Below are 26,044 nucleotides of genomic sequence, written 5' to 3' on the forward strand. Positions count from 1 at the left end.
CTTTTAACTTGCACCATTTTTTGGTTCTGATTTAATAAGCCGTTTTAACAGTCGGGCACAATAAACCCTATGCTATTTCCGATTCTATCTATTCTCGCTGGACTCATCATATTGGTCTGGAGCGCTGACCGTTTTGTGATAGGTGCGGCTGCAACCGCAAAAAACTCGGGAATGTCGCCTATGCTAATCGGTTTGACGATCGTATCATTCGGCACATCAGCCCCTGAAATATTAGTATCATTAATGGCCTCAATTAATGACGCAGGTAGTCTAGCGGTAGGGAATGCACTAGGCTCCAACATTGCCAATATAGGTCTAGTCTTAGGCATTACGGCTATTATTGCTCCACTGCCAGTAAAATCTGCAGTTTTACGTAAAGAAATGCCACTTCTGCTTTGCATCACACTCCTAGCCGGTGCAGTACTTTACAATTTAAACATAACATTAATAGACGGTATTTTATTAGTAGCATCACTCATTGCATGCTTAATACTCTTTGCTAAATTCCAACAAAGCAACACTCCTGAAGATCACATTTCAGATGAAGCTGAAGAAATACCTGAAATGAGTACTGGCAAAGCACTATTTTGGCTTGTACTTGGTTTAAGCTTACTTGTTGGAAGCTCACGGATGCTTGTCTGGGGAGCCGTAGAAATAGCAACACACATTGGGATTTCTGAGCTTGTTATTGGATTAACAATTATTGCTATCGGAACCAGCCTACCGGAACTTGCCGCATCTATTGCCAGTGCCCTGAAAAAGCATCACGATATTGCTTTAGGGAATATAGTCGGATCAAATATTTTTAATCTTGCCGCTGTAATGGCTATTCCAGGCTTTGTAAGCCCAGTCACACTTGATGCAATCGCTTTCAACCGCGATTACATGGTAATGCTGTCTCTGACAGTTGCTCTTTTAATTTTTTGTCTTTTACAAAGACCTGCAAAAATAAACAGAGTAGAAGGCAGCCTCCTAACAGCAGCATATGCGGCATATATGTTTGTGTTATACACTATGTCAACCTGACAAGAAGCCGAACGCAATGAATAAAACTAACGACAATACAAAATTTTTTATTGAATCAGCCGTCCGCACTATAAAACTAGAAGCGGAAGCCGTAAGTGACCTTCTAAGCTATCTAGACGACAGCTTTGAAAGAGCCTGCCACCTAATGATGGAATGCACTGGACGCATAATCATTACGGGCATGGGAAAATCTGGCCATATAGGCAGTAAAATTGCTGCCACCCTAGCCAGTACAGGAACGCCTGCCTTTTATGTACACCCAGGTGAAGCCAGCCATGGAGACATGGGTATGTTCACATCAAAAGATGTGGTATTAGCGCTATCTAATTCTGGAGAGACCTCTGAAATTGTTACCATTTTACCCCTGATAAAGCGCATGGGCGCACCTCTGATTAGTATTACTGCTCACCCATTATCTACTTTATCTCAAGCGGCCAATGCGAATCTACACATAGGCGTTGAGAAAGAGGCCTGCCCCCTAGGACTCGCCCCAACCTCAAGCACAACCACTCAATTAGTGCTGGGAGATGCCTTAGCTATAGCATTACTAGAGGCGAAAGGGTTTAGTGCAGAGGATTTTGCATTTTCTCATCCAGGCGGAAGTCTTGGCCGAAAACTGTTATTGAAAGTAAAAGACATTATGCATTCTGGCGACGATATACCTATCGTGGAGCAAGGCACCCCTATTAATACAACGCTGATTGAAGTTACTGAAAAACGTTTAGGAATGACAACGGTTGTTAATCAATCCGGTGCACTCATTGGCATATTCACGGACGGTGATTTACGACGTACCTTAGACCAAGAACTGAATCTTAAAAAAACACCAATAGAAACTGTAATGACCCCCCATTGCACGACTATATCTGGGGACTTGCTAGCGGCTGAAGCCTTAAAGATCATGCAAGATAAGAAAATAAATGCATTAATTGTATGCGATAGCCAAAACAGGCCAACAGGCGCGTTAAATATGCACGACATGCTTAAAGCGGGAGTGATTTAATGCGAAAAATAGACACTCCACGGCTAAAAGAAAAGGTGAAAAAAATTCGTGCTTTTTGTGAAGCCATACTCGATGCCCAAGAAAAATGTCTGCCTACTTACCAGAGGTTTTTATAAATATGTTTTTAACGCGCAGCAAAACCAGGATATCTCTGGCGATTCTGCTACTAATTCCATTATTTTTATATTGGATCATTAACTCTGATTCAAGCAAAAACGATGCCTCTGAACCTCACATCATTAGTGGTGTCGATTACTTTATGAAAACAGTATCGACCAAACAGTTTAATGCTCATGGCGGGCTAGAGCTTACCCTTAACTCAGAGGAGCTCAACCACTTTCCACATAAAAATCAAGCCATGCTAAAACAGCCGCGCATTAACCTGATAGAACAAAATACTATTCGGCTCAGCACTCAAAGTATATCAGGAATAGTGTATGACAATACCGACCGCTTTGACCTTAGTGAACAAGTCATCGTCACACACAATCAGCAAAATAAAGAACCCAGCACTCTTAAAACATCAGAATTAAGTCTTTATTATACTAAGGAAATTGCTGAAACTAAGGCGCCTGTTGAAATTACAAATCAGTCACACATAACAACAGCGATAGGCATGACTATTAATTATAAAACAAACACATCTGAGTTACTTTCAGATGTCAAAGGCACATTCCATGCTAAATAACAGGTCACTATTATCACTCTTTATTATCAACCTTTTTTTCAGCACGCTAAGCTTTGCATTACCAACCGACCGTAAGCAACCTATTCATATAAGTGCTGATAGTGCTCGTATTGATGACAACACGGGTACAACGACTTATAAAGGTAATGTCTTAATGACTCAGGGCAGCATGAAAATCCGCGCAGCTAATGTCAACCTTTACCGAAAAAACGACGATGTGAGCCATATTATCGCAACCGGAGGGCCTGCAAACTTTAGCCAGCAGCCCTCTGAAAACCAAGTAATGACCAACGCTTTTGGAAAGAGGCTCGAATACAAAATCTCCGACCAGACTGTCACTATTACAGGTGAAGCTCGAGTCGAACAAGGTCGTGATACCTTCAGTAGCGAGCGTATCGTTTATCAAATGGATAAAGCCATTGTAAATGCATATAGCGGAGCTGGTTCAACTGGGCAACGTGTCCAAATGACTATTCAGCCTAAGGCCAAATAAAACCAATGAGCACTCTTCTTCAGGCTTTACATCTTGCGAAATCATACAAAAAACGTCACGTTGTCCGTGACGTTTCATTAGAAGTTAACAGTGGGGAGATTGTAGGCCTACTAGGGCCTAATGGGGCAGGTAAAACTACATGCTTTTATATGATCGTTGGGCTCATCAGTTCTGATAAAGGAGCCATTCGAATACAAAGTGATGACATTACGCAACTACCTATGCATGAGCGTGCCCGTAAAGGGATAGGCTACCTTCCCCAAGAAGCATCAATATTTCGCAAGCTAACCGTACAAGACAACTTACTCGGCATATTGGAGATGCGCAAGGAACTGTCGAACAAGCAGCGCACCGAAAAACTTGAAGCACTGCTGGATGAATTCCATATCACTCATCTGCGCGATAGCTTAGGCATGAGCCTTTCTGGTGGTGAGCGCCGGCGTGTAGAAATAGCACGTGCATTAGCTTCTGAACCAAACTTCATCTTACTTGATGAACCCTTTGCCGGTGTAGACCCCATATCAGTAAATGATATAAAGCAGACAATAAAACACCTACAATCCAAAGGCATTGGGATTTTAATAACTGACCACAATGTAAGAGAAACCCTCGATATTTGTGAAAAGGCCTATATTGTAAGTGAAGGTGTTATTCTAGCTCAGGGTACACCGGACGAGATTTTGTCCAATGAACAAGTAAAAGCAGCATACTTAGGGCACACTTTTACACTTTAACTTTGTATACCCTAAGAAACATGAACGGCCTTAACGGAGCAACCTTGTAGTTATATGAAGCAATCATTGCAACTCAAAATGGGTCAGCACCTGACAATGACCCCGCAACTGCAACAGGCAATTCGTTTATTGCAGCTGTCTACACTCGACCTCCAACATGAGATACAGGAAGCACTGGACAGCAACCCAATGCTTGAAACCAGTGATGATTCAGATGAGCACACACCGGCGGTACAGCAAGAAATCACCACACCAAGCGAAGATAATCAACTCGCACAATCTACCGCGTCCAAAGAAGACAATGCAGACACACCAGCAGAAGATCAGTGGAATGAAAGCATACCTGCAGAACTGAGTACCGACTCTTCTTGGGAAGACACTTACCAATCAGGGACTAGCACGAGCCAACGAGATGATGATTCATTTTTTGAATCCAATGACTCTGCTGAAGAAACACTTCAAGATCATTTAAATTGGCAGCTAAACCTTACACCGATGGGGCCTGCAGATCGCTTAATCGCCGAAGCAATTATCGATGGTATTGATAACGAGGGATATTTACGCACAACGACGGAAGAGATTCTGGAGCACTTCAAAGAAAGTGAACCTACACTTTTTGAAGAAGCTGAGCTAGATGAAATAGACGCTGTGCTGCACAGGCTACAACAGTTTGACCCTCCAGGGGTTGCCTCTCGGGACCTAGGGGAATGCTTAAGCATTCAACTGCGCCAACTCCCCTCTGATACGCCACTGCTTCAACAAGCTATAGCGTTATGCAATCAATATATTCACTTGTTAGGCTCCCGTGATTACAAGCAACTATTACGTAAGCTCAGGTTAAAAGAACCTCAACTTCAAGCTATTATTACTTTAATTCAGTCACTTAATCCTTACCCTGGATCCCATATTTCGAGCGCTAAAGCCGAGTATGTAATTCCCGATGTATATGTAGAAAAGTTCCAAGGAGTTTGGACCGTTCGTCTTAACCAGGAAGCATCTCCTAACTTAAGAATAAACACTAGCTATGCGGACTTAATTAGGAGGGCTGATAGCAGTGCTGATAACACTTACCTCAAAAATCATTTACAAGAAGCCCGCTGGTTTATCAAAAGCCTGCTGAGCCGCAACGAAACACTGCTTAAGGTATCAAGCGAAATCATTGATCGCCAATCTGAATTCCTAGAACACGGCGAAGAAGCGATGAAACCAATGGTATTGCATGATATTGCTGAAGCAGTGGAAATGCATGAATCTACCATTTCTCGTGTAACCACACAGAAATATATGCATACTCCCCGCGGTATATTTGAATTAAAATATTTTTTCTCTAGTCATGTGAATACTAATGATGGTGGGGCCGCTTCATCTACAGCCATTCGGGCTGTTATCAAGAAAATGATTTCTGCTGAAAATCCGGTAAAACCACTCAGTGATAACAAAATTGCTCAATTACTAGATCAAGAAGGTATTCAAGTTGCAAGAAGGACCGTTGCAAAATACCGAGAAGCAATGAACATTGCTCCTTCTAATGAAAGGAAGTGTCTGGTTTAATATTAAGTTGTGGCAACATATGCCATTTAAAAGGAGATACCTATGCAAATAAACATTACAGGTCATCATGTAGAATTATCTGAACCGCTTTCTGAGTACGTTCACACAAAATTTGAGAAGCTTGAGCGACATTTTGATAACATCACCAATGTGCAAGTAACACTCAGTATTGATAAGCAACGCCAGAAAGCTGAAGCGGATATGCACATCGCGGGTGGGGAGCTCTTTGCAACAAGCGAGCAAGATGATATGTATGCTGCTATTGATGGATTAATTGACAAGCTAGATCGTCAAATCATCAAACACAAAGAAAAAACCAAAAGCCATAAGTAACTTTTAAAACTGAAATCACATGCCCATTCTGTCACTATTATCACCAGAGCGAGTTCTTCAAAACATTGAAGGAGGCAGCAAAAAACGTATCATCGAATTTGTTAGCAAAATTATTGCTGAGTCAAATGATGAGCTCTCTGCAGAAGCCGTATTCAGTGGCCTCATTAGTAGGGAGCGATTGGGCAGTACTGGTATAGGCGAAGGTGTGGCAATCCCACACTGCCGCCTGGCCAACGTCCAAACAGCCATCGGGGTTCTTGCATATTTAGCCGAACCTATAGATTTTGATTCGATAGATAGCCAACCAGTGGATCTACTTTTTTTCTTATTGGTCCCTGAGGAAGCCTGTGATGAACACCTAAGCACATTAGGAAAACTTGCAGAAGTCTTCAGCCAATCAGAATTTCGAGATAAATTAAGAAACACGCATTCAAAAGAGCAACTATTAGAAGTTGCTACTCAATTGTTCCGGACCTAAATAAAGTTGGATCTATGAAATTAGTCATCATCAGCGGGCGCTCAGGCTCCGGAAAAAGCACGGCTCTACAAGCCCTCGAAGATGTTGGCTTTTATTGCATTGATAACCTTCCTGCAAAATTGTTGCCAAATTTAATTGATCACATGTTAGAGGATGATGCTCAGCTCGGCCGTATTGCTGTTTGTATTGATGCACGTAATTTATCAAGTAACCTGGAAAAGCTACCTAGCATCTGGAGGGACTTCAAAAAGCATCCTAGGATCACAGTTGAGCTGCTTTACGTCGATGCATCCCATGACACGCTCTTAAAAAGATACAGCTCTACTAGGCGGCGCCATCCAATGGCAGAGCTAGTCAGCAACCTACCTGACTCTATTGATTACGAGCGTACTTTATTAGAACCAATCGCCGACCTTGCCGACTTACGCATTGATACGACATTATTATCTATTTATGAGTTACGTGACACCATAAAACTACGCGTTGCCGAACGCAAAGAACAATCCCTCTCTCTACAGTTTGAATCATTTGGCTTCAAGCATGGCGTTCCTATGGATGTAGATGTTGTCTTTGACATGCGCATTTTACCCAACCCCTACTGGGTTGCTGAACTCAGAAAACATACGGGGTTAGACCAACCTGTGATAGATTTTCTAAGCCAAGAGAATGTTGTTGCCGAGATGATACAGGATGTTCAATTATACCTAGACAAGTGGTTGCCACACTTCATGCAAAACAATCGAAGTTATGTCACAGTAGGAATTGGTTGCACTGGAGGTCAGCATCGTTCTGTTTATGTCACTGAGAAATTGGCTGGTCATTTTAAATCTCTTATGGATAATGTAAATATTAGGCATCGTGAGCTGCACTAAACGCTCTATACCATTCCACAGAGGAAACGAAGTGCCATGCTCGAACTAAAAATAACTATTATTAATAAGCTAGGCTTACATGCTCGTGCTGCCGCAAAATTAATTAACACTACCTCACGTTTTTCTTCCGAAATTCGCTTAATAAAAGAAGGGCGAGAAGTTGATGGAAAAAGCATTATGTCGGTAATGATGCTAGCCGCTAGTAAAGGCACAGAGCTAACTGTTATCGCTACAGGCAATGATCAGCAAGATGCTATATCAGCAATTGAAAGCCTCATTAACAATCGCTTCGACGAAGATGAGTAATCCAGTATTAGCTAACACCCAGTACTGAACACAGCACATCTATCCGCTATACTATTACAACATATAATTTTGTACCGTGCGTTTTCGCAATTAAGGGTATCATGGCTATTAATGACGAAACCACAGCACTCGACAAACTCAATCGAGCACTTGATAGCGGCGCCTTTCAACAGGTGCGATTCACGCTAAATAATTCGTTACGCCCGGCAGAAGCTGCTCATTTATTAGAGCAGTCCCCACCGAAAGAGCGTGAGATCTTATGGAACCTAATCCATCCAGACAACGAAGGTAAAATACTCCAATATCTTGCTGATGATATTCAATCTGACATCTTAAGCCGCATGGATACAGACCGTGTTTTAGCAATTACTGAAACGCTAGATACAGATGATGTAGCAGATGTTTTACAGCAACTTCCCGAAAGAGTAACGAGGGAACTGCTGAAGATCATGGATCAGCAGAACCGCGAACGTCTAGAGGTGGTACTCGCCTACCCAGAAGATACTGCTGGTGGGTTGATGAACACTGATACGGTGACCATTCGGCCAGATATCACAGTCGAAACCGTCTTACGTTACATTAGACGACACAATGAAATACCAGAAATGACTGACAGTTTATTTGTAGTTAGCCGTAGAAAAGAGTCTTACATTGGTATTTTACCGCTGACAAAATTACTTGTATCTGATCCAAATATTACTGTTCGTGAAATAATGAATACTGACATTGAGCCCATTCCTGCAGAAATGCCGGATGACGAAGTGGCCTCGTTGTTTGCTAAGCATGATCTAGTATCTGCACCAGTTGTTGACACCAAAGGGAAGCTTTTAGGTCGTATTACCATCGATGATGTTGTTGACGTTATCCGTGAAGATGCCGACCACTCAATGATGAGCATGGCCGGTCTTGACGATGATGAAGACACCTTTGCCCCCTTAATGAAAACGACCCGCCGTCGCGCAGTTTGGCTAGGAATTAACCTGATTACTGCACTCACCGCTTCAGCTGTTATAGGCGTCTTTCAAGAAACCATTAACAAAGTAGTTGCGCTAGCCGTCCTGATGCCCATCGTGGCCTCCATGGGGGGAATAGCAGGCAGCCAAACATTAACTCTTATGATTCGCGGCCAAGCGTTAGGACATGTTGAGCGCTCTAACGCTGGTTGGTTATTAAACCGCGAATTACTTGTAGGCGGCTTAAACGGTATACTTTGGGCATTAGTTGTATCTGCTGTTTCTATTTACTGGTTTGAAGACACTACCATCGGATTAGTTATTGGTTTAGCGATCATCATCAACTTAATTGCTGGGGCATTGGCGGGTACAGTACTCCCACTAGCACTCAAATCTTGGGGTATTGACCCCGCCTTAGCCGGAAGCGTGCTTTTAACCACCATAACAGACGTTGTGGGTTTTTTCGCATTTCTCGGCTTGGCTACCTACTTCTACGGATAAAAAAATGAATGAGAATAATTTTGACAATATTGAGAGCGATGATGACGAGGACTTTATTAGTCGCTCCCAAGTCAAGCGCGAAGCAGAAGCGTTACAAGTATTAGGAGAGCGTTTAGTTGACTTAAAGCCTGGACAACTAGATAAACTCCCAATAGACGAGACGCTTCGTCACGCCGTTGATGAAGCAAAAAAACTACCACACCGAAGCGCCTTGCGCCGCCAAATGCAATATATTGGTAAGTTAATGCGCTATGAAGATGGTGAGGCAATAGCAAACGCCATTGACCGCTTTGATGTTACTAAAGAAGCTCACAACAAGGTTTTCCATAAACTTGAAAAGTGGCGCGACCGTTTAATTGCCAATAACAAAGATAACTCAATGCTGGATGTGATTATTTCTGAATACCCGCATACGGATATTCAACACTTGCGACAGTTAATAAGGAATGCACAAAAAGAAGTGTCTCAAAACAAACCGCCAGCAGCAGCACGTAAGTTATTTAAGTATTTGCGTGAACTAGAAGAAAATCCATAAATAAACCTGCAGGCTTATTAAAAGCCTGCAAAATTTCAACGCTGCTGTAACAAAATCGGCATTCGATCACGTACATTTTTCAACAAGTCAAAATCCAATTCGGCAAGCGCCCACCCTTCTCCGTCGTCACAACGAGATATGACTGAACCCCATGGGTCTACGATCATGGAGTCTCCTGATGTTTCACGAGAAGGGCTATGCGATCCTCCTTGATTTGCACCAAGAACATAGCATTGAGTTTCTACTGCTCGTGCTCTTAATAGAACTTCCCAATGCGCCTTTCCGGTTACTTTTGTAAATGCAGAGGGAACCACAATAATATCAGCGCCCAACTCTCTCAACTGCCAATAATGATCAGGAAAGCGAAGATCGTAACATATACTTAACCCGACTCGACCTACAGTCGTTTCGACAACAACTAAACCATCACCGGGCTCAACAAATGATGACTCTAAATAAGCCCCCTGAGCATCACCTACCTCAACGTCAAACAGATGTCTTTTATCATACCTTGCAACACAATCACCTGCGGGACTATATACCCGCAAAGCTGAGCGCACTTTTTTTTCTTTACATGTATGACAAAGCAACGGAAAACTTCCTGCAAATAGCCAAATACATAATACTTGAGAGAGATTCCTAAGCCAAAGATCCACTCCTTCATTTACGTCTTCATCTTCTGCTAAAGCATACAATTTTGAACTATCAAACAACGCAAAATTTTCTGGTAATAAAATGAGTTTTGCCCCATTCGCTGCCGCATCGCGTATCAGTCCTTCAGCCTTCATCAAATTCAACTCAAGGCTTGAACCTGAAACCATCTGTATAACGGCCACTTGAATCACTAGTTATTTCCTTGTAAAGCAGGAACATGACCAGATGGCTTCACCTCACTTGGGTTCATTAACTTAACATCAGGTTCTTCCCATGGGCCTGACAACTGATACTTCAAAGTCGATACTTTTTCTAATTTATCGCCAATTAATTTGTCTAGCAGAAAAACAGCCCCTGCAATCTGAGGTGCTCCCAACAGAACAGCAGCAACGGGAACATTACTTGTTAAAGGTAGAACAACATCCATCTTGTTATCTAACGTCTGATCTACAATATTAATACTTCCACTCAAGTTCACATTTGCAGAAGGGCCATCAAGAGAGAATGGTTCCTGGCTATACGCAATACCATTATTAAGTAAGTAATTTGCACTGACCCGATCGAACGCTACACCTGTTTTAAGTAAGTCTGTGAAGTTCAGCTGCAAACGTCGAGCAATCGTATTTAGATTAAGAATACCAAATAGACGTAAAATATTACTGTGTTGTCCCGTATCGATGATTCGCCCTTTTTTCAACAACAGCTTAAAGGCTCCATCTAAATTTTTAGTATCAAAGCTCCACGGGTACCCTGACCAAGAAAAGTTAGTCACCATATTAGTCGTCTTAGACTCGAGTACGCCCCCATAACCAAAATGCTTAAGAAGAGCACCCAAATCATTACCTTGATAAGTCATTGCAATAAAACTACTTGGTTTATTGTCTTGTAACTGCCATCCAGCTTCACCCGTTGCTGTAAATCCTCCTAAACTCCCAACGATATTATTAACCATTAACTGACCAACAGAATCAGGCTGTATTTTCATACTCCATTGGCCTAAAGGTTTTGAATCAAGAAATATTTTTTTTATAAAAAGTTCTACAGCAGGCCACTCGTTTGTTTGTAACACTTCTTGCGGGGCATTTATAGGAACTGATATATTTTGGTTTGTTCTCAGATACCAGTGATCCAAACGAGCTTTATAAACATCACCATCACCTTTAGGCACTCGAATTTCACCTGCAATATCAGGACTGACGAAACCAATAGCTGTGCCACTCTCCTTCTGAGCATTTACAATCACATCGATATTGCTAACGTGAATATTTCCTGCCGATAATTGACGTATGCTCAAAGCCAACTGTTTTAAGCCTTCCTGTGAAGAAGAAAGACTGTCCCCGCTCCACCAACCATTTTGTGCCATAAAAGTTTTAAGCTGCGTAAGATCAACACTATCTATATACCCATCAACCCATAACCCTGCGCTCAAAGGCTCCTGAGGACGCTCTCCGCCAAAGCTGATACGGGTTCTTGACGCCCCTTCTATTGCCTTAGTAACACCTCGAAGTTGATCACCCAGTTTGTACCGCCAAACAGGGCTAGTACTTCCCAGTTGCCCTACAACCTGCAATGGCAATAATGCATCAGCACTTTTTCCAAAAGGGGCAGGAGCCCGCAAAGATATCCCTTTTAATTGAGAGTCTACTACCAACTTATTACATGTAGCGGCACCGGAACAAAGATCAAGCCGCGCATTAATAGGTGCAGAACCTTGTGTACTATTTAGGATAGATAAACCTGTTTTTTTCTTTATCGCATCCACAGCAATTTTTCCGGAAAGGTATACCCTAGTTATCGCAGGAACTTGTGACGTTTTAGCAACTGACTCTATACGTATGGCAACTGGTGAGCTCATTAATGTTGCTTTTATATTATTGCTAGATAAACTTTTTTGGGTAGAAAAATCAAAGTTACCGGACACTTTCTTGAAAACTATGTTGTCTGATTTACTTTCGAATCGCCCAGAATCCAAACGAGATTTAACCTTAACAGCGGGAAAACCCTTCTCCGATAAAGGGATAAGCACGTTAACCTCTGTTTTATGTTTACCTAACAAAGACCATGAATCTAACCCGTCTCCAACCATGGCACGTAATGGCTTAGCCCGTAATAAAATAAGAATATCTTTGGCATCACCAGTAACAGTCGTTTTCACACTAAGTTTATTAGATTTAGCAGGCAGAGCTACTTCAACTCTACTTACCTGACTATTAAGAAACTGTCCTTCAGTAGCAACTATATCTAATACAGCACCATCCACACTAATAGCTATATCTGCTTGGCTCACAACAGGCCAATCCGGCTGAAACTTAACCGACGCATCATCAACATCAAAGTAAAGCTGCACAGTAGGGGAAGAAGAGTCTGATAAACGCCTAGTGCCTGTCCGCAAAAGCAACATGCCATCATTCACTGTGCCTTTTTCAACCGCGGCAGCCACCCAACGATGCAAAGACTCTCCTACTTCATTCGGTGGCATATACAAAGAAGCTTGCTTAGCATCTGCGTTCTTCAACGCAATCAACAGTGTTAGTTCCGTCTGCTTTTTATGATCTAATGGTAAATATATGCTAAACCGACCCGCAGCACTTAACGACTCGTTACTTACGTTTAATAAGCCACTATTTACAGTGACAACAGGCCGGGAGTGACCTTCTCTTTCTTCTATAACCCAGCTAACACGACCACTCGCTTCATTATATTTCCAATGCTCAGCAAAGAGTTCCGGAAACCCCATAACAAAATCGGTGGCATCAAGGTCAATATCCCCAGATGATTCTGTAAAGCGTATTCGACCGGTCACATTTTTTAATACCGGCGCGCCATAGTAGCCACCCACACTCACCCCAGAAAGATCACCTTCTCCTTTCAGGATCGTCAGATTTTCACTGTCAGGCCATGATATTTGTAGATTATGTAGAGAGCCATGAGGTTTGAGTTTCGACAATGTGTCATTTAAAATTTCAGGCACATAAGGTTTATCAACAAACCATTGAGACCACATGCCTAAATCAAGTTCTTTCAGACCTACTTTATGAAGTGAAGCTACTCCCTCATCCCAACTAACCTCAGCCGAAATAAAAGGCATGGCTATTTTGGCCTTGCTATTTTTCACTAATAAATCAGAAATCACGAAATTATATTTTTGATTTGATAGTGGTTTAACTGAGAATTTAACCGCGCTATCAGTAATGCTCTCTAATGACTCATCTTCAAAAGACAAGTGGTTAACACTCAATTGCCCTTGCAGACTGTCAGCTTTTTTATTTCGCCAACGCCCCCACAGCTCAGTCCCTATATCAAGTTCTTTTACGTCAAACGGGAGGTCGACCAAGTCGAGCTTCAGTAACTGTTGTCCTAAATTATTAACCTTTGCATAAATCTTGAAATCACCTGCCAACGGATCTAGAGGAAGGTTCTCCGTTTCAACCGCAAACTCCACATTCGACGAACTATTATCAGCTAAACTTAAAGCCAATGAACCATAGAGGTAATGTTGTTCATCTGCATTATTTAATAAAAAGGTTATTGGCGATATTGCCTGAACCACTCCTTTTTCTGGATTCAGAAGCAACCTGGCATTCGTAAAAGAAACGGCGGGTTGCTGGGTTAATACATTAATAATTTGTCTAATGAATGTATGGCTACTGATAGAAGACGAACTCGTTTGTTCTACTCCCCAGCGCCCATTTCGTTGATATAAAGATGTATGTGCCTGCTCAACATCTAATTTAGCAAATATAAGAAATCGAGCAAAAACTGATGCGACAATATCAATCTCAGCATCTATCTGATCAACACTAAAGTCGACGATCGGACCAACAGTAGACTCTTTATATGCACGTACATTTCGTAACTGGAAAGTGGGATAACGCCCCTCCCAATGAGCAGAGATTTGCTCAATACTGACAGGAACATTTGCTTTATCAGAAATATACTCTTCGATGGCGGCTTTATGTTCGGCAATAGACGGCAAAAACTGCCGAGTAAGCCCAACCATCGTTGCTACTAGCAACAAAAGCACCAATAACACCCAACCCATCACGCTATAAAAACGATTTAGCATCAAAATTTATCCACTCGCTTTAGTCAGCCGAGTATATTAACGCACAGATATGTAAACAGAGTTATTAATACTGCCTTTCACCACATCACAGTTTTAACTATCTGCTACCGGACTAAAATATCACCTTAACACCACATCAAATTGTTCAGGGCTGTACATTGCCTCTACTTGAAAGCGAATCGTTTTATTTATAAAGGCCTCTAGCTCAGCAACATGATCAGAAGCATCATCAGTTAAATATTCGACTACTCCACCAGATGCCAGCACTAGATATGCTTCAGTATCATACGCTCGATGCTGGCGCAGAATTTCTCGGAAAATTTCATAGCAAACAGTGACAGGCGTTTTAATTGAGCCCCGCCCTTGGCACTGACTGCAAGGCTCACAAAGAATATGCTCCAAGCTTTCTCGAGTACGCTTACGTGTCATCTCAACCAGTCCCAGCTCAGATACGCCCGTAACTTTACATTTAGCATGATCACGATCCAGCACCCGTTCCAACGTTCTCAGAACTTGCTGTTGATGCTCAACCATCTCCATATCAATAAAGTCTATTATTATAATTCCGCCCAGATTCCTTAACCGTAATTGGCGCCCAATGGCTGTAGCAGCTTCAAGGTTTGTCTTGAAAATAGTCTCTTCAAGATTCCTATGACCAACAAACCCCCCCGTGTTTACATCAACGGTAGTCATTGCTTCTGTTTGATCAAAAATCAAATAGCCACCCGACTTGAGATCAACTTTACGCCCTAACGCCCTTTGCATCTCATCTTCAACGTTATACAAGTCAAAGATCGGCCTTTCGCCCGGGTAGTATTCAAGATGGTCGTAGATTTCAGGAACAAGTGCATTAGCAAATGACTGTGCTTTTTGAAAGGTCTCACGTGAATCAATTCTAATACGCTCAATACCCGAGTGCGCCATATCTCGCAATGCACGCATATTCAATGGCAAATCTTCATAAACAATGGAAGGCAATGACGCTTTAACAATCCCTGCTTCAATTGATTTCCACAATCGTTTCAAGAACTGCACATCAGCAATTAACTCTGTTTCTGAAGCACCTTCTGCAACGGTCCGTAAGATATAACCAGCTTTATCTGACTCATCCAGAGCAACATTTTTTTGTAACGCACTACGCAAACGCTCGCGCTCTTCGATATCCTCTATACGCTGAGAGACACCGATATGACTATTACCAGGCATATACACTAAATAACGAGAAGGTATTGAAATATGAGTGGTTAGGCGCGCACCCTTAGTACCAATAGGGTCTTTAGTTACTTGAACAACTAATGCTTGTCCTTCCTTGAGTACTTGAGAAATAGAAATGCTATTTTTTTCATCCCCAGCACTCTGCTGAGGAAGTACATCTTCAACATGAATAAACGCTGCCCGTTCAAGACCGATTTCAATAAACGCTGCTTGCATACCCGGCAGGACTCGAACAACCTTTCCTTTATAAATATTACCTACAATGCCGCGCTTTGTAGATCGCTCAACATAAATTTCCTGCGGCATCCCGTTTTCTATAATAGCAACACGAGTTTCCATCGGGGTGAAATTAATCAGTATTTCTTCTCCAACGTTTGTCGCCACAGGAGCCTACCTACTTTATAAAAGAGTTAATATTGCCAAATGTTGATTCCGATTTTCTCTAAGAGTTCCGATGTTTCTGCCAATGGCAAACCAACAACATTAGAATAACTCCCCTCTATCTTATCAACAAAAATGGCACCATAGCCTTGTATACCATACCCTCCTGCTTTATCGCAGGGTTCTTTAGTTTGCCAATAGCGACGGCATAACTCAGTATCAAGTTTTTTAAAAGTAACATGTGTCACAACAACCTGGCTATTGGTAAAACCATCATTGGTCAATGCTATACCCGTCATGACCTGATGTGTCCGACCCGATAATTGCTGCAGCATTTCAACTAACTGCTCTTCAGAAGATGGCTTCCCTAATATTAAGCCGTCCACAACCACTGTTGTATCCGCACCTAAAACGGCACCAGGCTGAACATTACGCTGAAAGCCTGCCAACGACTTCTCACAGGCTAAACGGCGTACGTAATTTTCAGGCAACTCATTTGGAAGGACGCTTTCATCAATATCTACACTACACTGCTTAAACTCTACACCAATCTGTACCAGCAACTCTTTACGCCTTGGGGATGCTGAAGCCAAGATAAGATCACACATATTAAAACTCTAAAGAAAATTAATTAACATGAAATGTGCGCCGTATGCCTCTTAATACAACAAATACCCAAGGCCACAAAACAGCACTTACAAATGCAGGCAATAAGAAAATAAGACTATCACCAGAGCTACCGAATAAAGATTGAATCCAATGAAATATCAGCTGATTAATACCCACCAGCACCAAGACCATCATAGCTTGCTGCCATAATGGATACATTCTTAACCTTTTATGCAAAATTAAGGTTATAAAAGCGACTGTCGTTAACGAAAGAGCATTCATTCCAAGCAGACTGCCTTTTAAAACATCCAAAGCAAGGCCTGAAATCCACGCCATTCCAATACCAAAACGATGCGGCAACGCCATTACCCAGTAAATAACAATCATGGCGACCCATTCAGGTCGCCACCAAACAAACATGCTTGGCAGCGGCATTTGACTTAAAATAAACCCAATAATCAAAGTACCAATAACAATTAGCACCCCACCATTATGTCGGTCACTCATGAGGCTCTAGAACCTTGGGAGGTAAGTGCTGATCAGTAGGCTTATCTATAGTGTCTTCCACGGGCTCTTGTCTGCTATTTATAATGGGTTCAACGAGTAGTAAATGCCTGCTTTTATCTAAGCGAGCTGCTGGAATTGCCTTAACAATTGAAAATGGCCTGCCTGGATCGCGAACGACACTAGTCACTTTAGCCACCGGATAACCATACGGGAAGCGCCCCCCCAAACCCGAAGTTACTAGCAAATCACCTACTCGCACATCTGCAGTATCAGGCACATGCTCTAATTCCAACTCACCTAACGTACCTTTACCTAAAGCAATAGCTCTGAAGCCATTTCGGTTAATCTCAACAGGAAGAGCATGGCGTGCATCGGTGATTAACATAACTCGACACGTATAATGCGATACATCAACAACCTGACCTAGCACTCCTCTAGCATCTAGCACCGGCTGACCAAGAAAAACTCCATCTTCTAGGCCTTTACCTAAAATAATCTGATGCTGAAATGGATCCGGATTTACTCCGATTAACTCAGCTAACTGTACATCATTTTTAATACGCTGCCGGCCACTTAACAACTCACGCAAACGTAAATTTTCAGTAGTAAGAGAAGACATTTGCTGTACTTGTTCGTCCAGTAATATGACTTCAGAACGCAGTTGTATATTATCTTTTACTAGAGAGCGACGGCTAACCAAAACATCTGATAAATCATCAGCGATGCGTGTTGGCATATCGACCAACCATTGAACAGGCGTCATCACAAGAGAAAGCACACTACGCGCTTCACGCGTACGAGAGGGGTTCAGGTCACTGACCATAAATATGATAGCGAGTATGACCAAAATAAGGAAAAAAAGGCGGGGTACGCCGCCTTTAAATATGGGCTTCACACAGATACCCTCCCCGGCACAAAGTAAGGGAGTTCACAATTTTTCATAACAACAACCGCTGTTATTCGAACGTTAGTAGCTCAAACGCGTGCTTATCCAGCAATTCCAGCGCTCGACCACCACCACGTGCTACACATGTAAGTGGGTCTTCCGCCAAAATAACAGGAAGTCCTGTTTCTTCACTGATCAAACGATCAATATGACGCAACATAGAACCACCACCGGTCAAGACAATGCCTTGCTCTGCAATATCCGATGCCAGCTCGGGAGGACACTGTTCAAGCGCGCTTTTAACCGCTTGAACTATCGCTGAAAGCGGATCTTGTAGGGCTTCTAGGATTTCATTGCTGTTAAGCGTGAAACTACGCGGAATACCTTCCGCCAAATTACGCCCACGTACATCAATCTCAAGCACTTCTTTACTCGGGTATGCAGAACCAATCTCTTGTTTGATTCGCTCAGCCGTAGCCTCACCAATCAAGCTACCGTAGTTACGGCGCACATAGGTCACTACCGCTTCATCAAAGCGATCTCCACCAATGCGCACAGATTCAGCATAAACGATACCGTTTAGAGAAATAACTGCGATCTCAGTAGTACCACCACCAATATCTACAACCATTGAACCACTGGCTTCTTCAACGGGCAAACCTGCACCAATTGCCGCGGCCATCGGCTCTTCAATTAAATAAACTTCACGTGCACCAGCACCTAAAGCTGATTCTTTAATAGCACGGCGCTCAACCTGCGTTGATTTGCAGGGAACACAAACAAGTACTCGCGGACTAGGCGAGAAAAAGCTGTTGTCGTGTACTTTGCTAATAAAATATTGCAGCATTTTTTCAGTCACATGAAAATCTGCAATAACACCGTCTTTCATTGGACGGATCGCTGTAATGTTACCCGGCGTACGGCCCAGCATGCGTTTAGCATCTTTACCAACAGCGGCGACAGACTTCTGATTACCGCTTTGCCTAATGGCAACAACCGACGGTTCATTCAGAACAATGCCTTTATCGCGCACAAAAATCAGCGTATTTGCTGTACCCAGATCGATTGATAGGTCGCTCGAAAACAGACCCCGTATTTTTTTGAACATGTCGAATGGAAACCTTAAAGAGTTACAGGTATAGCTGAAGTATTTTAAAAACACGTAACTCTAGCAACGGCAGGGATTTAGAGCAAGGAGCAAATATGTTAAGTTAGTCTTTTTTCGCCAAATCCGAGACAGTTAGCGAGACAAACCATGGCTCTAAACAGAACCGATGTAGAAAAAATTGCCCATCTGGCACGTTTACAAATAGATGAAAGCAGTGTTCCTGAGTATGCAACAAACCTATCGAACATTTTAGATCTGATCAGTCAGATGCAAAGTATCGACACTTCAGATGTTGAGCCTCTCGCACACCCACTAGATGCTGTACAGCGCCTAAGAGCTGACAACATCACTGAAAATAACCAGCGCGAGCACCTGCAAACTGTAGCTCCGTCTGTGGAAAGCGGTCTATTTCTTGTACCTAAGGTCATTGAATAACAGCGCCTGCATAACGATTAGGACTAAATAAAGATGTTGAATAAAACACTGGCCGAGTTAGCCAAAGGGCTTGATCAAGGCGAATTCAGTAGCGTTGAACTAACTCAAGCATACCTTGAGCGTATTAAACGTGAAGATAGTAAATACAATAGTTTCATTACTGTCACTGAAGAGCTTGCATTAACACAAGCCACTGCTGCTGATGAAACTCGCGCAGCAGGCAACGCTACGAGCATGACCGGCTTACCCATCGCTCATAAAGATATATTTTGTACTCAAGGTGTTCGCACAAGTGCTGGCTCTAAAATGCTGGATAACTTCGTCTCTCCTTATGATGCAACGGTTATTCGCCAATTTAATGCAGCAGGCGCGGTAACGTTGGGCAAAACCAATATGGACGAGTTCGCTATGGGCTCATCCAATGAATCTAGTTTTTACGGTCCATCTCGCAACCCATGGAACACTGATCATGTACCTGGCGGCTCATCAGGCGGGTCAGCAGCAGCCATTGCCGCAGGTCTAGCACCGGCAGCTACAGGTACAGACACAGGCGGATCAATTCGCCAACCCGCCGCCTTTTGTAACCTAACCGGTCTTAAGCCTACTTATGGTCGTGTTTCCCGCTACGGAATGATTGCCTATGCATCATCATTAGATCAAGGCGGCCCAATGGCGCAAACGGCTGAAGATGCAGCGATGATGATGAATGTCATGGCGGGTCTTGACCCTCTGGATTCAACCAGCGCAGACCGACAAGTTCCTGATTACACAGCCAAGCTAGATGCGCCATTAACAGGTTTGAAAATAGGCTTACCAAAAGAGTTTCTTTCTGCGAACCTTAATCCTGAAATGGCCACGCTAATTCACGCCGCTGTCAAAGAATATGAAGCATTAGGTGCAACGGTTACAGAAGTAAGCCTCCCAAACACAGCTTTATCTGTTCCTGCTTATTACATCATTGCACCGGCCGAAGCATCGTCTAACTTATCTCGTTTTGATGGCGTACGTTACGGCTACCGCTGCGAAGATCCAAAAAACCTCGAAGATATGTACAAACGTACACGCGGAGAAGGGTTTGGCACCGAAGTTAAGCGTCGTATCATGGTCGGTACTTATGCTCTATCTGAAGGATTCTATGACGCTTACTATAAAAAAGCACAACAGATTCGCCGCTTGATCCAAGAAGATTTTGTACGCGTACTATCTGAAGTCGATGTCATTATGGGACCAACAACCCCCACACCTGCTTTTAAACTGGGCGAAAAAACATCTGACCCAGTCGAAATGTATATGGAAGATATCTTCACGCTATCGTTAAACTTGGCAGGTCTACCGGGCATGTCAATCCCTTGCGGCATGAATAACGGCTTACCAGTTGGCTTACAAATTATTGGCAACTATTTTGCTGAAGAAAAACTTCTCAATGTCGCCCACAAATTCCAGCAGGCAACTGACTGGCACACCCTAAAGCCTGCGGGTCTTTAAGAGGAATAACGAATAATGGAATGGGAAACAGTGATAGGGCTAGAAATCCATGCCCAACTCGCAACAAATACTAAAATTTTCTCAGGTGCCAGCACTGCTTTTGGCGCTGAGCCAAATACCCAAGCATGCGCTGTTGATTTAGCGCTACCTGGTACACTGCCCGTTTTCAACGAAAGCGCGCTACGTATGGCCGTTATGTTTGGGACAGCGATTGATGCAGAAATTGGTAAAGTGTCCGTCTTTGATCGTAAAAATTACTTCTACCCAGATTTACCAAAAGGCTATCAAACCAGCCAACTCTTTTACCCTATCGTGGGCGAAGGGCATATAGACATTGAACTTGAAGATGGCACCACAAAGCGCATTGGTGTTACACGTGCTCATCTTGAAGAAGATGCAGGCAAGTCACTACACGAAGAGTTTACTAGCCAGACAGGTATCGATTTAAACCGTGCAGGAACACCATTGCTAGAGATCGTATCTGAGCCAGATATGCGCTCTGCTGAAGAAGCGGTTGCTTATGTGAAAAAAATTCACGCCCTCGTAACCAATTTAGGCATCTGTGACGGTAACATGGCCGAAGGCTCTTTTCGTTGCGACTGTAACGTGTCTGTTCGCTACAAAGGTGAAGAGTTAGGAAACCGCACAGAAACCAAAAACATCAATTCTTTTCGCTTTATCGAAAAAGCGATAAAGGGTGAAGTCATACGCCAGATCGACATTCTCGAAGATGGTGGTCGCATCACTCAAGAAACGCGTCTGTATGATGCAGATAAAGATGAAACCCGTTCGATGCGAAGCAAAGAAGAAGCAAATGATTATCGCTACTTCCCATGCCCAGACTTGCTTCCGATTGTTATTGATGACGAGTACATCGATACCATCCGTAAAGCATTACCAGAGCTTCCTGATGTTCGCCGGTCACGCTTTGTAGATACTTACCAACTGTCTGCTTACGACGCAGGAGTTCTATCTTCTTATAAGCCACTCTCAGACTTTTTCGAAACAGTCACCACTGTTTCAGCTGATGCCAAATTATCAGCTAACTGGGTAATGGGAGAGCTTTCTAAGCACTTAAATCAACACGATACTGATATCAAAAATAGTCCGGTCTCTGCCTTGCAACTAGGCGGTTTGTTGCAGCGTATTAAAGACAATACTATTTCAGGAAACATTGCCAAAAAAGTATTTGAAGCCATGTGGAATGAAGGCGGCAGTGCGGATGAAATTATCGAAGCCAAAGGCCTTAAGCAGGTTACCGATACAGGCGCTATCGAAAAAATAGTAGATGAGGTCATCGCTAACAACCAAAAACAGGTTGATCAATACACGGCAGCTGAACCCGACAAGCGCGGAAAAATGATCGGCTTTTTCATGGGGCAAGTGATGAAAGCATCTGGAGGTAAAGCTAATCCTGGCCAAGTTCAGGGACTGATGAAACAAAAGCTGGATGCTCTGTGCTAGCCAAGCCAATGACCAGGTACATTCTCTAACCACAAAACCGAAAACATCACGGTGTTTTCGGTTTTAATATTTGCTTCATAGCGCCTCACTCACTACCAAAACACAATACCACACAAGCCTCCCCCAAAAGTCTTACCTCATTATGATTCACTAAAGATATACGTAAAAACCCGGGTTTTGAGCTATAATTCAGTAGCAGTTCACCCACTTCTAAGATAATGCCAACTTTTCTTCTCTGGCCTGTTATTTATATTCTAGCGCCCAACGCTAGACAGGAAGTCTAGAAAGGCATTTCATAAGGAGTTTCATGAAGTCATATAAAGTACTTTTTGTTGGTTCTCCTGGTTCGGGTAAAACAACCGCAATCAGAACCATAAGCGACGTAGAGGTTGTCGATACCGACACAAAGGCATCTGACTCCACTTTAAAGCGGAAAAGAACTACCACCGTTGGCATGGATTACGGAAAGCTCTCTCTAGGCGAAGGCAAAGTGCTTCACTTATATGGAACACCGGGACAAGAACGCTTTAAATTCATGTGGGATTTAATGGTTAGTGACTTAGCAAACGATGCATCAGCGTTGATATTGCTAGTCGATAATACCCGGAATTACCCATTTCGCGATATCGACTTTTACCTGAGTGAATTTTGGGACTTTATCGTCCAGCGACACTTTATTATTGCAGTCACACGCTCAGATTTAAAGAATGAACCTACAGAAGCTCAATACCAAAACAGGTTAAAAGAAAAAGGGATTTTTGCACCCATCATCTTTATTGACGCTCGAAAATCCATGGATGTAATGGACCTAGTCATGTCCTCTTTGAATCAAGAGGATGATATTGATTGGGCAGAAGTTTCTCATAGAGTTGCTGTAACCGAACTAAAAAATCGTAACCCTGACCCTGATTCACCCCAATTTGAATGGTTGAGGAAAACTCAAGATGTACCGAAGATATCTATCGTAGAAGCCGCAATGCAAGTCCGCGGGATTTCAGGTGCTACTCATCTAGACAATACCCAAAAGCTTATTGATACTTCTGATAAAGAATTAGAATGCAATGATCTCATTACATCCTTAGCGAAACTAGCAGCCGCTATAGAAAACAAAGCACCACAGCTAGACCCTGTCAGGAACATATCTTTGTATGCACCAAAAAAAGATTCTGTTTCCGTCTTTTTAGAACCCGACCAATCTTTAGGCTTGCTTACTTTACCATCACTTACGCACAAGCAAATTCGCCAACAAGCAGAAGATTTATTGCAATGGAGCGACCATGTCGAAAGTACTCCAGAAGCTTGAGAAAATGGCAGATACCGATTGCAGTGCAATTATTCATCTAAAGCGCCCCATTGCCTCAACTTTTGCCAAAGAAGACATAGTGATATTAAAGCTTGCCCAACAAGCGTTTTCACACATTTTCAAACACGCAGATAAAGCTGATATGCTACGATCGTCTGACGATGTAAACGTTCAACCATATGATGAAGCACACTTACAATTGGGAGCACGCCGGCTTTTATGCTTTCGACTCACAGATGATACTTTTTATATTTCAATGATCCCCCAAAGCAATGATATTCAAAAAGCTCAAAAAGTTATTCGTGGTGCATTAAGCATTCTTAGAAAAGTTGTACAAAAAACAACACCGTAGGCTCCAATAACGACATGAACATTGAGCAGGCACCTGTTACTAGCTTCAACCCCGTCATTTCTACTAAAGCACAGCTGTTAATTCTAGGCTCTATTCCCGGGGTAAAGTCATTACACGACCAGCAGTACTACGCCCACCCTCGCAATGTTTTTTGGAAGATAATGGGAGAGTTATGGGAACTCCCGAATAACCTAAGCTATCAAGCACGACTATCACTCATTCAGGCGCATGGCATCGCTCTCTGGGATATAGCACACCAGTGCATTAGGCCAGGAAGCCTTGACAGTAAAATCGATCAAAAAAGCGTTATACCCAACGTCATACCCGCACTCTTGTCAGCTCACCCACATATCCATACCATCTGCTTTAATGGGAAAGCATCCGCCAAACTATTCAAGCAACACTTCCCAGATTTGCTCACAGCGCCGAATCTATCATGTATTAACCTTCCTTCAACCAGCCCTGCCCATGCCTCAATGACATTTGCGGATAAACTGAAAGCATGGCATATAGTGAAAGAGAGTATTGAAAACAAAGGGAGACTCTAATGAATCAACTAGCCACTTTTGCTGCTGGGTGCTTTTGGAGAGTTGAGGCAAAATTTTCCTCACTCGATGGTGTACAAGAAACAAGTGTCGGCTTTATGGGCGGCACAATTCGAGAACCAACTTATGAAGAGGTAAGTAATCACACGACCGGGCATGCAGAGGTAGTACAAGTATCTTACAACCCTGAAAAAATCAGCTACGAACAGTTACTCAGCACGTTTTGGGAAATACATGAGTCCATTTCAGATAAGCAACAAGACCAGAATAGAGGATCGCAATATCGCTCTGTTATTTTTCATCATAACGACACACAAAAAATAGAAGCAGAACAAAGCAAACTATTGATGAGAAAAAGCGCCATACCTCCCCACTCTGATACAACAACAATAATACCCGTTTCGACGTTTTGGCGAGCTGAGGAGGAGCACCAACAGTACTTTGCCAAGCATAGTATCGGGACGTAAAAATATTAGCGATAAAATCTCAACACAGATTTTTTAAATACTAAAAAACCACTTTCTCAAATCATAAGTACATGAATAAAAAGTATTTTTGTCTTCGACATTCTCAAATATAAAATCTAATCTATTATATCTATAACACTTTGAACATAAGCATCAGGATATGGCATGAGGCAACGCGGTTTCACGATAATAGAGCTCGTCACAGTTATTGCATTACTAGGTATTATGTCTGCGGTAGCCCTACCCAGATTTATAGACATTACAGGTGATGCAGAAGAAGCAGTAAGTAGCTCAACTCTCGGCTCATTTTCTACATCGTTATCTCTTGCAAGAAGTGCATGGTTTGCTAAAGGCGCTAACCAAACTTCTATTTCAATGGACGGCGTTACATATGAATATTCCGCACAGGGTTGGCCCACAGGATCAACATTAGACTCTTCCGGCTGCAGCGAGTTATGGAGAGACTTAATGCAAAGCGCCCCCTCAATAGGAGAGTTTGGCACTGTCACTCTAGGAGATACGGAGTGGATATCTTTCGGAAATACCAGCCTTTGTCTTTTTCTACAGCCTAAAGGCACCGCAATTAACGCAGCAGTTGACCCATATATGCTTTATTACTTCACTAATGCAGGTACAGTTTCTGCCGGTACCGTGACCACATTTAACTTCCTCTAAAGTTTTTTTACAAAGAGACGTAGAGAAAAGTTACCCTAAAGATAATTCGATACTTCAATTAAATTCATATCTGGATCACGAAAATACAATGACAAAATAGGACCCAGTGCCCCCGTACGCTTTACCGGCCCTTGCAATAACTCAACGCCGCAGTTTTCTATATGTGTAACGGCTTCTTGCAAAGGTGTCTCAAGCAAGAAGCAGAGGTCAGCACTACCTACCTGGACAGCTCCTGCTTTTGGCTCAAACTCACTTCCTAATTCATGTAAATTGATTTTCTGCTCACCGAAAGAAAGCGCTACACGGTTTTCCCCAAACAGCTCTTTGCTCATTCCTAAAACACGCTGATAAAACGCAACACTCACACCGATATCATTGACCGTCAGGACTAAGTGATCCATTTTTTTTACTTTCATGAA

At 42.7% G+C, this 26,044-nt stretch carries 28 protein-coding genes; 20 read left to right on the plus strand and 8 right to left on the minus strand.

All coding sequences use genetic code 11. The annotated features are described in order from the left end of the window. Positions 1 to 69: 69 nt before the first annotated feature. The 12 genes from QZZ55_RS09350 (at position 70) to yjgA (ending at position 9,473) form a co-directional block, all read left to right on the plus strand. Positions 70 to 1,026, plus strand: coding sequence for a calcium/sodium antiporter (locus tag QZZ55_RS09350; protein ID WP_293267059.1), 957 nt, complete (start codon positions 70 to 72; stop codon positions 1,024 to 1,026). 16 nt (positions 1,027 to 1,042) lie between these two features. Beyond that, a complete protein-coding gene (locus QZZ55_RS09355) occupies positions 1,043 to 2,029 on the plus strand; it encodes a KpsF/GutQ family sugar-phosphate isomerase (RefSeq protein WP_293267060.1) in 987 nt (328 codons plus the stop codon). A gap of 118 nt (positions 2,030 to 2,147) precedes the next feature. Then, the gene (gene lptC / locus QZZ55_RS09360; protein ID WP_293267061.1) at positions 2,148 to 2,717 is read left to right on the plus strand and encodes an LPS export ABC transporter periplasmic protein LptC; all 570 of its coding nucleotides are present in this window, start codon (positions 2,148 to 2,150) and stop codon (positions 2,715 to 2,717) included. Beyond that, positions 2,707 to 3,210, plus strand: coding sequence for a lipopolysaccharide transport periplasmic protein LptA (gene lptA / locus QZZ55_RS09365; RefSeq protein ID WP_293267062.1), 504 nt, complete (start codon positions 2,707 to 2,709; stop codon positions 3,208 to 3,210). Before lptC ends, lptA begins: the two co-directional genes overlap by 11 nt. Positions 3,211 to 3,215: 5 nt before the next feature. Next, positions 3,216 to 3,944, plus strand: coding sequence for an LPS export ABC transporter ATP-binding protein (gene lptB, locus QZZ55_RS09370; protein WP_293267063.1), 729 nt, complete (start codon positions 3,216 to 3,218; stop codon positions 3,942 to 3,944). A 54-nt stretch (positions 3,945 to 3,998) separates the two neighbouring features. Then, complete coding sequence (locus QZZ55_RS09375; RefSeq protein WP_293267064.1) at positions 3,999 to 5,495, plus strand: RNA polymerase factor sigma-54; 1,497 nt, start codon at positions 3,999 to 4,001, stop codon at positions 5,493 to 5,495. A gap of 42 nt (positions 5,496 to 5,537) precedes the next feature. Beyond that, positions 5,538 to 5,828: a ribosome hibernation promoting factor gene (gene hpf / locus QZZ55_RS09380; protein WP_293267065.1), complete on the plus strand. Its 291-nt coding sequence runs from the start codon at positions 5,538 to 5,540 to the stop codon at positions 5,826 to 5,828. A gap of 19 nt (positions 5,829 to 5,847) precedes the next feature. After that, positions 5,848 to 6,306 carry a PTS IIA-like nitrogen regulatory protein PtsN gene (gene ptsN, locus QZZ55_RS09385; protein ID WP_293267066.1) on the plus strand — a complete coding sequence of 153 codons (459 nt, stop codon included), beginning with the start codon at positions 5,848 to 5,850 and terminating at the stop codon, positions 6,304 to 6,306. Between the two features lie 14 nt (positions 6,307 to 6,320). After that, positions 6,321 to 7,178 carry an RNase adapter RapZ gene (gene rapZ / locus QZZ55_RS09390; RefSeq protein WP_293267067.1) on the plus strand — a complete coding sequence of 286 codons (858 nt, stop codon included), beginning with the start codon at positions 6,321 to 6,323 and terminating at the stop codon, positions 7,176 to 7,178. Between the two features lie 36 nt (positions 7,179 to 7,214). Continuing rightward, positions 7,215 to 7,484 carry an HPr family phosphocarrier protein gene (locus QZZ55_RS09395; protein ID WP_293267068.1) on the plus strand — a complete coding sequence of 90 codons (270 nt, stop codon included), beginning with the start codon at positions 7,215 to 7,217 and terminating at the stop codon, positions 7,482 to 7,484. Positions 7,485 to 7,585: 101 nt separating this feature from the next. After that, positions 7,586 to 8,938 carry a magnesium transporter gene (gene mgtE / locus QZZ55_RS09400; protein WP_293267069.1) on the plus strand — a complete coding sequence of 451 codons (1,353 nt, stop codon included), beginning with the start codon at positions 7,586 to 7,588 and terminating at the stop codon, positions 8,936 to 8,938. Positions 8,939 to 8,942: 4 nt separating this feature from the next. Next, entirely contained in the window at positions 8,943 to 9,473 is a 531-nt protein-coding gene (yjgA, locus tag QZZ55_RS09405) for a ribosome biogenesis factor YjgA (RefSeq protein WP_293267070.1), read from the plus strand. 35 nt (positions 9,474 to 9,508) lie between these two features. Here yjgA and QZZ55_RS09410 read toward each other — a convergent pair whose 3' ends face one another. The 7 genes from QZZ55_RS09410 to QZZ55_RS09440 form a co-directional block, all read right to left on the minus strand. Next, complete coding sequence (locus QZZ55_RS09410; protein ID WP_293267071.1) at positions 9,509 to 10,318, minus strand: carbon-nitrogen hydrolase family protein; 810 nt, start codon at positions 10,316 to 10,318, stop codon at positions 9,509 to 9,511. After that, on the minus strand, positions 10,318 to 14,193 hold the full coding sequence (locus QZZ55_RS09415) for a YhdP family protein (protein ID WP_293267072.1): 3,876 nt from the start codon (positions 14,191 to 14,193) through the stop codon (positions 10,318 to 10,320). The genes QZZ55_RS09410 and QZZ55_RS09415 overlap by 1 nt, the downstream gene beginning before the upstream one ends. 120 nt (positions 14,194 to 14,313) lie before the next feature. Continuing rightward, positions 14,314 to 15,792, minus strand: a complete 1,479-nt coding sequence (gene rng / locus QZZ55_RS09420; RefSeq protein WP_293267073.1) for a ribonuclease G — start codon at positions 15,790 to 15,792, stop codon at positions 14,314 to 14,316. A gap of 26 nt (positions 15,793 to 15,818) precedes the next feature. Further along, complete coding sequence (locus tag QZZ55_RS09425) at positions 15,819 to 16,397, minus strand: Maf family protein (protein ID WP_293267074.1); 579 nt, start codon at positions 16,395 to 16,397, stop codon at positions 15,819 to 15,821. Between the two features lie 19 nt (positions 16,398 to 16,416). After that, positions 16,417 to 16,905, minus strand: a complete 489-nt coding sequence (gene mreD, locus QZZ55_RS09430; RefSeq protein WP_293267075.1) for a rod shape-determining protein MreD — start codon at positions 16,903 to 16,905, stop codon at positions 16,417 to 16,419. Then, positions 16,898 to 17,800 (minus strand): rod shape-determining protein MreC, encoded by a 903-nt coding sequence (gene mreC / locus QZZ55_RS09435; protein ID WP_293267076.1) that lies wholly within the window; start codon positions 17,798 to 17,800, stop codon positions 16,898 to 16,900. Before mreC ends, mreD begins: the two co-directional genes overlap by 8 nt. 61 nt (positions 17,801 to 17,861) lie before the next feature. Continuing rightward, positions 17,862 to 18,899 (minus strand): rod shape-determining protein, encoded by a 1,038-nt coding sequence (locus tag QZZ55_RS09440; protein WP_028468559.1) that lies wholly within the window; start codon positions 18,897 to 18,899, stop codon positions 17,862 to 17,864. Positions 18,900 to 19,046: 147 nt separating this feature from the next. Between QZZ55_RS09440 and gatC the strand changes: the two genes are divergently transcribed. From gatC to QZZ55_RS09480, 8 genes are all read left to right on the plus strand, one after another. Next, positions 19,047 to 19,334 (plus strand): Asp-tRNA(Asn)/Glu-tRNA(Gln) amidotransferase subunit GatC, encoded by a 288-nt coding sequence (gatC, locus tag QZZ55_RS09445; RefSeq protein WP_293267077.1) that lies wholly within the window; start codon positions 19,047 to 19,049, stop codon positions 19,332 to 19,334. Positions 19,335 to 19,367: 33 nt separating this feature from the next. Further along, the gene (gatA, locus tag QZZ55_RS09450; protein WP_293267078.1) at positions 19,368 to 20,819 is read left to right on the plus strand and encodes an Asp-tRNA(Asn)/Glu-tRNA(Gln) amidotransferase subunit GatA; all 1,452 of its coding nucleotides are present in this window, start codon (positions 19,368 to 19,370) and stop codon (positions 20,817 to 20,819) included. Between the two features lie 15 nt (positions 20,820 to 20,834). Further along, complete coding sequence (gene gatB, locus QZZ55_RS09455; RefSeq protein ID WP_293267079.1) at positions 20,835 to 22,283, plus strand: Asp-tRNA(Asn)/Glu-tRNA(Gln) amidotransferase subunit GatB; 1,449 nt, start codon at positions 20,835 to 20,837, stop codon at positions 22,281 to 22,283. 307 nt (positions 22,284 to 22,590) lie between these two features. Continuing rightward, complete coding sequence (locus tag QZZ55_RS09460) at positions 22,591 to 23,586, plus strand: ATP/GTP-binding protein (RefSeq protein WP_293267080.1); 996 nt, start codon at positions 22,591 to 22,593, stop codon at positions 23,584 to 23,586. Continuing rightward, entirely contained in the window at positions 23,561 to 23,938 is a 378-nt protein-coding gene (locus QZZ55_RS09465; RefSeq protein ID WP_293267081.1) for a hypothetical protein, read from the plus strand. The genes QZZ55_RS09460 and QZZ55_RS09465 overlap by 26 nt, the downstream gene beginning before the upstream one ends. Before the next feature lie 14 nt (positions 23,939 to 23,952). Continuing rightward, on the plus strand, positions 23,953 to 24,486 hold the full coding sequence (locus QZZ55_RS09470) for a DNA-deoxyinosine glycosylase (RefSeq protein WP_293267082.1): 534 nt from the start codon (positions 23,953 to 23,955) through the stop codon (positions 24,484 to 24,486). After that, positions 24,486 to 24,950 (plus strand): peptide-methionine (S)-S-oxide reductase MsrA, encoded by a 465-nt coding sequence (gene msrA / locus QZZ55_RS09475; RefSeq protein ID WP_293267083.1) that lies wholly within the window; start codon positions 24,486 to 24,488, stop codon positions 24,948 to 24,950. The genes QZZ55_RS09470 and msrA overlap by 1 nt, the downstream gene beginning before the upstream one ends. A gap of 165 nt (positions 24,951 to 25,115) precedes the next feature. Then, positions 25,116 to 25,625, plus strand: a complete 510-nt coding sequence (locus QZZ55_RS09480; protein WP_293267084.1) for a type II secretion system protein — start codon at positions 25,116 to 25,118, stop codon at positions 25,623 to 25,625. Between the two features lie 35 nt (positions 25,626 to 25,660). Here the strand turns inward: QZZ55_RS09480 and QZZ55_RS09485 are convergent, their stop codons facing one another. Beyond that, positions 25,661 to 26,041, minus strand: a complete 381-nt coding sequence (locus QZZ55_RS09485; RefSeq protein ID WP_293267085.1) for a VOC family protein — start codon at positions 26,039 to 26,041, stop codon at positions 25,661 to 25,663. Positions 26,042 to 26,044 lie beyond the last annotated feature (3 nt).

This window comes from Neptunomonas sp., from assembly GCF_016744175.1.
GTDB lineage: Bacteria > Pseudomonadota > Gammaproteobacteria > Pseudomonadales > Balneatricaceae > Neptunomonas.